The organism is Bartonella sp. TS82HLJMH (assembly GCF_042193495.1).
Lineage (GTDB): Bacteria > Pseudomonadota > Alphaproteobacteria > Rhizobiales > Rhizobiaceae > Bartonella > Bartonella grahamii.
This window is the reverse complement of the sequence record NZ_JBHILU010000029.1, coordinates 1-7,265: the sequence shown is the minus strand read 5'-3', so window position 1 is coordinate 7,265 and position 7,265 is coordinate 1. Positions and strand designations below refer to the sequence as shown.

The window sequence follows — 7,265 nt, the reverse complement described above, 5'->3', positions numbered from 1 at the left end:
CAGCTTCAATATTATGGGGAAGTTGACGAAAAGAAGAAGCAAAATTATCTCTTGGATTTTCTGTTTTTAGCATGTTTAATGTTCTCATTGCTTTCTTTTCCCTTGTCCGGTGCTTCGAGTGTAATTTCTGTGGTGTATCCGCTTTGTTTCTCATAGCAGTGGGTGACGGTTGCGGCTTTCCATGGTCCATTGATTTGCCCACGAAACCCTTGAAGGAGCAGAGGTTGGTCAGCCATGATTTCTGGTCGCCCCGCAAGGGTCAAAGAACCACTGCCTACAGCACGACACAACCTGTCCGACTCGGAAGCAGCAGCAGCTCGTGCTTCCTCCTCACAAGTGTAACAAGTCCGTAAACGCCGCACGGGACCGCTAAACCCTGTCTGATGTTTGATTTGGCATTGCTGCCCTTTTGAACGATCAAAATAAGCAGCTTCAATGGTGCCATATTGCGTGCGTGGCTCGAGGGTGAATTCCCAGCTAGAACAGTCATGCTTATGGATGTCGAGTGCTGGTAAGTTATCTCCGCTTAAAAATAAAAACTTATTGTCCTTGATCAAAAAGCGTGCCCGCATGCGGTCAGCAAGGCGGGTTAAAAAATCAACCGCCGATTGATCTGTGCGAATTACATAAGGTAAAGTTTGTTGAGTGAACTGGGGACTGACCTTTGCTTGATAGCCATGGCGTTTGGCCAGTGTCTCAACAATCTCCCCAACAGTTTTGTGATCAAAATGCTCACTCGCCTGTTCTTTGAGCTCTTTACGCATCGAGGCACTTTTGCCACAAAGGCGCAAAATCTCTCCATCACTGCCCCCTGAGCTTACAACCGATTCGACAACAAAACGCCCCATAAAAGCACTGATGCTGTTCTCATAGCCAAAGATCACCTGCAGAGCGTTGCCCGTTTGTGGAACCTCTAAATCATTGCCACTATCATCAAACTCTGCTTCAAATGTATCGGCTTCATTACCTGCATGGTCCGTAATGGTTGCAGTTAAAAGACGCTGGTAAAAAACCTCATGAACAGGTTTATCTCCCACCTTGACCACAATAAAAGGGTGTGTACGCCTTAATCCCATAAGCGCTTTACCGTGCTTTGGGGGTTGTAAAGTACGAATTCAGGCAGAATAACCTTCAAGCCCCGCGGTAAAAGCACACCATATTTGGCAATCTCTGGATTGGCTTCCAGTGTGGCTTCTAAATAACCGTTTAGTGCCCCAACTTGGATGCGGTCTCTGAACACTGCCATGGCATGGTGAAAGCAGATGAGATCGAGACTCATATCCTCTAGCTCTACAACAACATGCTTTTCTGGTATATTCATAGAGTTTGTCCCACCTGATATTGACCTTGTGGTTTTCCGCCGCCAAAAAAGGGCAAGAGCGTAATGGAATAGCGGATGCGCTGGGATTGACCAGAGCGACTGATATAATCATGGTCTTTCGTGACACTGGTGATCACCACGGGTCCATGGAGAAGGACACTATAGGTGGTATCATTGATCCAACGAAGCATCTGGACGGGTTTGGCTCTTCGGATAGTTGTAGTGATGGCATCAATGGCGACACGATCGCCAAACTCTTCTGGGAACCAAACGCCATGGATGGTCTTTGCATCATTGCCATAGCCAGTAAATTGCAAACTGGGGGATCTGCCAAAACGCTCCATACAAACCCATGAGGCAGAAAACTCTTCCTCAAAGGATTGGAAATTCAGCCAGTCCACATAAAAGAGATGTGGACCCAACATCATTAAAGGATCTCTCATAGACTCCCTCCCATTATTGCCTTCCTCCCATTATTCGGTTCCTCCATGCAATGCATTGGCGCGTGTGCGTTGAAGGGCATGGGCAACCGCACGACCAGTGGCAACGGGATCGCGGGCGCCATTGACATGCACTGTTACATTTTGATTGTGATAAGTGGGGGAGCGGTCTTTCTCTCTTTGCTCTCGAGCAGAGTGATTGGCATGACTAGCCCCGGCAAACTGTGTGATCGGTTGAATGGCTGTTTTGCCGCCAAGCCAACTGGGCAAATGGAACAGGTCCGATAAATCAACACTGCCAATCCATTCTCTGATGTGTTGGGGTAAGGATGTAAAAAAATCCTTCAATTGTGTAATCGGGTTCATAAAACCATCGACAATCCAATTGGCCAAATCCTCCCCTGCTTGTTCCATACCGGCCTTGGCATCCGCAGAGAGCTTTTCGCGGGCAAAAAAACTCTTTCTAAACTGAAACTTCTTAAAATCCTCTTTTTACACTTCTCTCCAAGCAAAGATAAAACTATCAAGACATGTGAGTATCATCTAAGAGTAATTGCGTGAAACCATAACCACTATAAACAGACACCAATATTTGTATCGTATTGTATCTATTTACTTACGTATAAAAGAAGAAGATAAAATTGTAATAAAATTAAAAGTTCATACGTTTAATTAAAAGAAATTGTACAGCATCATAAAACATCAATTGTTTGAAGATTATAAGTAAAAAATTTATCAAAACAAAAAGCTTTCTTGGTAATTCTGGATACTTCCTCGACACACTCCTCTTCTTTTCAAAGATGAAAGCCTAAAAAGAAAAAATAAAATAACAAACCATTATTCCGCTTTGTATTAAAGCTCTGTTCACATTAAACCATTGCACTTATAGCGCTTAACCTGATATTTTAGCATTTTTGAAAAAAATGTCTGATTTTTTATTTTATTTTTAAGTGACAGTTAGACACTCTCATTGCTCTTCAAATCCGCGCATATAATACGTTTTTCCCTTATCCTTAAAAACAAAGAAAAAAACTATTATAACTGACTGCAACTTGCGGAAAATTGGGTGTCTTTCCCTATAACACCAAGATCTTTAATTAAAAGCGGTTTTCCTATTTCTCCATTATAGGCTTTAACGCGAATGGTCTTTCCCTTCACATCTATGAGGTAATAATCTCCATTAAAAAGCGCACCAGCTGTATAGATAGGGATATTTTCAAAAACCTTATCATTTTTCGCACGGCAATAAGACTGATAATGCGTGTGACCCACGAAGATCGCTTTAACATTATGAGAAGTAATAATTGACTTAAAAACCGACAAATCTTTAGCATTCTTTTTACGAATAAAAAAGGATTCACCATCAATGGAAGCAGCACGAGCATCATGAAAATTAATGATTGTTACTTTACCTCTTGCATCAGCAGCAACTAAATCGTTCTTAAGCCAATCCAAAGATTTACTGATTTGCACCTCCACAGACTGTCCAATCAAACGAACCGTATAGCTCGGGTAATTATGAAGCTGCACATAGTGAACATCTCCATAATCCCAAGAATAACTCAAACTCCCCCTTATCGAGCGAACATTTCCACCCGAAATGGGAACCAACTTTTCAGTAACATCTGCATTGAAATGCGATAATTGACTACGGTATTTTTTGATTTCCGATACCATTCTTAAAACTGCATTTATAGCACAGGCATCTTTGTAAAAATTGAATTCTTGAGGATCTGTACAATTACCAACATTATTGGCATAATCGTGATTCCCTAGCCCTTCATAAACAGGAGACCCAAGATTTTTATACACCTTTGTATAATCGTCATAGTTTTTTTGTTGTCCAAACTCCGTCAAATCACCATTGACAATATGGAACGCGGCCTTGTGCGCTTTTATCACATCAGCAACCTGCTCATTTATCTTTAACCATGGCTCTCTGTTTGATATTCCATTGGCATCACCAGAGTTTAAACGCCACGGTTGCGGATCAGCCATGATGATAGCAGTATAATTTTTTGCAAGAGACTTTTCTTTCATAGACCAATCCATGAATGCATCATTATAAAGCCTCTCGTCTTTTTTTAATTTTTCAGAATCAAGATTAAAACAACCAGAGAGAGTAAAAGCAATCACAGCGATTACCAATTCAACTTTATATCTCATAAACACATCACCATAAAAACGTTACGTATTTTATTTATAAAAATTCCTCAGAAGCAATTTTTTTTAGATTTTCTTGTCAAAAGTGTGTCAAAAATTCAAAATACTGAAAGCAATAATCCTTCAATGAAAGTGCACTTTGATGATATAGAAGCACTTTTGGTTTGAAGCCTTCAACTTGGAACACTTTTTAATTGATTGAGATTTATGAGCTTGGACTCTGGCTCTTTCAAATGCCATCGATACATCAACATCTACAAAAACTAGTTATTTATCAAATAACTTAGCAAATGTTCGTATACTATTAAAATATCCCCCACAGAAGAAAAAATGTGTTCTGTATGCTAGAGTCGTCAACTCCTTTGGATATCAAGATCAAATACATTAGAATCTTATGATAAATAAGGTAGAAATAATCAAAAGTTCTAGAAACAGTGTTTAAGTATTACAGTCATAACTCACTTTGATAAAATATAAAACTGCAGAAGTATCATAAAAAACATTATTATTACTTTATAAAAAAATATAAAATATGTAAGTATTATAATAATATTTAAATTTATATAATATATATTTACATTAAATTTAATTATATAATATAAACAATTATAAGAACATTGTGTATTAAATATAAATTCATATAATGTTAATATCAGTTAATCTTTAATTTTGACAAGAAACCAAAAATATCTTACAAAACTAAAGACAGTTATCGAAATTAATAACAACTATCCATTTTCACTTCTTCTTATGAAGTTTTCGGGGGAATGAATATTTTGGGGCTCTCATAAGGAGAATATTGGTGTATAAAACATCCCTTTTATCATGCACGGCTGCAGCCGCTATCATCCTGTTCAACATCCAGTTCAGTGTACATGCTGAAACCCTCGAAGTTTCTGATGGAAAAACAGTACCAGTATCCGATAAAACCTATGAAACTATTCACGCAAAAGATGGCGGAAAAATCATTGGAAAACATTTAACCATTGTTACGAATAAAGATATAAACCAAGACACGAACAAAACCGTCTATGCTGTAACAGCAGAAGGTGCTAACAGTGGAATTGAGTTACTGGAGGGCACAACCATTAAAGGCACTGGTTCTGGTATTTTCTTAGGCCTTGAAGCCAAAGACGGTGCTACACTTCAAATGACTAAGGGAACAATTACATATTCTGGAACGGGTGCCTCCTCATCTGGCATTTTATCTAGCACTGGTGCTTCCTTTTCTGACAGTAAGAGTAAAAAAAACAAGCTGGAAGATGTGGTAATATCGAGTGAAAACGATAACCTTTTACTACCCTTAGGAATAAGTGCTAAAAACAGCACAGTAACCTTGAACAATGTAACCGTTACTCAAGCACTAATAGGCATATTTGCAGAGGATCACTCAACAATAACAGTGTCTGGAGGATCACTCGATGGGGACACTGATGGCGTATATGCTGGGAACGGCAGCACCATTACTTTAAACAACAATGTTACAGTCGCATCATCTAAGAGTAATGCACTCCATGCAGATGGTATAGAATCCAAGATCACAATGAAAGGAGGAGCTGTCATAGGAGGAAGTTTGAATGGACATGGAGGCGCATTATTTACAGAAAATGGTGGACGTATTGAAATTACGGATGTTACTCTAACAACCAATAACTTCGGAAACGGTGCAAATGCCAATGGCTTTGGAAGCATAATTGAATTAAAAGGCAAAACAAGCATTGAAAAAGTTAGAAACGGACTGAGAGCAGAAAAAGGTGGTAAAATCACCAGCGAAGATTTAACAATAACTGCTTATGAAAACCAAGAATACAGTATTTCTGGTATAATAGCCATTGATCCCAATAGTGAAATTCAATTAAAGGGTCATACAACTATTGAAAAAGTTTCGTACGGTCTTGGAGCCTATAATGGTGGTAAAATTACCAGTGGAGATTTAACAATAGTCGGTGGTAAAGTAATTGATCAAGACCCCGATGAAGCACGATCTGGTGTATGGACGGGGGACTCTGGTAGTGAAATTCAGTTAACGGGCAAAACAACCATTCAAAATTTTTATGAAGGTCTTTACGCTGATAGTGGAAGTAAAATCATTAGCGGAGATTTAACAATAATCGGTGGTGAGTCCGAAGAAGCAACCGTTGGTGTAAGCACTTGGGAGGCCGGTAGTATAGTTGAATTAAATGGCAAAACAACCATTCAAAATGTTGATATTGGTCTCGCTACTGGTGAAGATGGCACAACTAAGATGGTTAATGGCGCTATTGATACTAATTCTAAAGGTCTAGATCCCCAATCCGACACTCCTCAGAATGGGAAGAAAAATAAAATAGAAGCAAAAAAAGCTGCACTGGTTGTAATAAATGGCGGACATATTGATCTGAAAGATGTTTCTGCCACAGCAGAAGTTGCCGGTTTACAATTCGCAACTTTCTCTGACAACAATCCAAATGGCTCGCATGATCCACAAAGGTATCATAGCAATGAGATCAATCTTACCAATGCAGAGCTTCATACTGAAAATGGTACAGGAATTTTTGTTGGAACTGTTATTGAAAAAAGCATCGAAGATGCGGCAGCCCCATCAATCGGCACAGTCAATCTTAAAAAATCAGAAGTCCATGCTGACGTATTATTAGGAGATGGTATTTTTTGGGACAAAATGTCATGGAACGATAAAGATTTGTGGGATGGTAAAGAGGTTAAAGCGATCTCCAACGGCACCTTCACATTAAACGCTGATCAGTCTACTCTAGAAGGCAGAGCGAATATTGCTAAAGACAGAAATGTACACTTTAATCTGAAAAACAATACACAATGGATTGTAAAAACCAGCGCAAACGAAAAAGATGGTGATGGCAATCTGCTTGATATTGCTGAAAGGTCTCGTTCTGATGTTTCTGTTCTTAATCTCAACAACAGCGCCATTATCTTTAATGAACCAACAGAAGAGCATTATCACACACTACATATAGGATCTGGTAAACCAGACACGCAAGCGGTCTACAACGCCTCTGGTGATGCAAAGATTTACTTCAACATTGCTTGGAATGATGGTGTTGCAAGTGCCGATCAAAAAACCGATAGGCTTCTCATTCACGGTGATGTCTCAGGCAACACAACAGTTTATATCAAAAGTGATTCAGGGGATGAAAGTAGTGTAGTAAATGCTGCTGATCCTTCCAATATAGGTGGCCTCTCGCTCATTCAAGTTTCTGGAAAAGCAAAGGAAGACTCTTTCAAACTGGCAAATGGCTATACCACCAAAAATCGTTTGCCTTATAAATATACGCTAACGGCCTATGGACCAGAGTCAAGCAATGGTAAAGCTGATGTTGCGCAAA

6 protein-coding genes are annotated in these 7,265 nt (G+C 39.3%); 1 reads left to right on the top strand and 5 read right to left on the bottom strand.

Going from position 1 to position 7,265, the window contains the following annotated elements:
- Positions 1 to 44: 44 nt before the first annotated feature.
- The 5 genes from ACFIKO_RS08500 to ACFIKO_RS08480 form a co-directional block, all read right to left on the bottom strand.
- Complete coding sequence (locus ACFIKO_RS08500; RefSeq protein WP_375673774.1) at positions 45 to 1,076, bottom strand: phage late control D family protein; 1,032 nt, start codon at positions 1,074 to 1,076, stop codon at positions 45 to 47.
- Positions 1,067 to 1,321, bottom strand: coding sequence for a tail protein X (locus tag ACFIKO_RS08495; protein WP_375673772.1), 255 nt, complete (start codon positions 1,319 to 1,321; stop codon positions 1,067 to 1,069). Before ACFIKO_RS08495 ends, ACFIKO_RS08500 begins: the two co-directional genes overlap by 10 nt.
- Entirely contained in the window at positions 1,318 to 1,764 is a 447-nt protein-coding gene (locus tag ACFIKO_RS08490) for a phage tail protein (protein ID WP_375673771.1), read from the bottom strand. The genes ACFIKO_RS08495 and ACFIKO_RS08490 overlap by 4 nt, the downstream gene beginning before the upstream one ends.
- 30 nt (positions 1,765 to 1,794) lie before the next feature.
- Positions 1,795 to 2,175: a hypothetical protein gene (locus tag ACFIKO_RS08485; RefSeq protein ID WP_375673769.1), complete on the bottom strand. Its 381-nt coding sequence runs from the start codon at positions 2,173 to 2,175 to the stop codon at positions 1,795 to 1,797.
- A gap of 621 nt (positions 2,176 to 2,796) precedes the next feature.
- Positions 2,797 to 3,927, bottom strand: a complete 1,131-nt coding sequence (locus tag ACFIKO_RS08480; RefSeq protein WP_375620485.1) for a metallophosphoesterase — start codon at positions 3,925 to 3,927, stop codon at positions 2,797 to 2,799.
- A 799-nt stretch (positions 3,928 to 4,726) separates the two neighbouring features.
- Between ACFIKO_RS08480 and ACFIKO_RS08475 the strand changes: the two genes are divergently transcribed.
- On the top strand, positions 4,727 to 7,265 hold a 2,539-nt coding region (locus ACFIKO_RS08475), incomplete at its 3' end, for an autotransporter outer membrane beta-barrel domain-containing protein (RefSeq protein WP_375673768.1).

What these genes read in the sequence shown, in the direction of transcription:
- ACFIKO_RS08500 (WP_375673774.1), bottom strand. Translation starts at nt 1,076, where the DNA reads ATGGGATTAAGGCGTACACACCCTTTTATTGTGGTCAAGGTGGGAGAT.
- ACFIKO_RS08495 (WP_375673772.1), bottom strand. Translation starts at nt 1,321, where the DNA reads ATGAATATACCAGAAAAGCATGTTGTTGTAGAGCTAGAGGATATGAGT.
- ACFIKO_RS08490 (WP_375673771.1), bottom strand. Translation starts at nt 1,764, where the DNA reads ATGAGAGATCCTTTAATGATGTTGGGTCCACATCTCTTTTATGTGGAC.
- ACFIKO_RS08485 (WP_375673769.1), bottom strand. Translation starts at nt 2,175, where the DNA reads ATGGAACAAGCAGGGGAGGATTTGGCCAATTGGATTGTCGATGGTTTT.
- ACFIKO_RS08480 (WP_375620485.1), bottom strand. Translation starts at nt 3,927, where the DNA reads ATGAGATATAAAGTTGAATTGGTAATCGCTGTGATTGCTTTTACTCTC.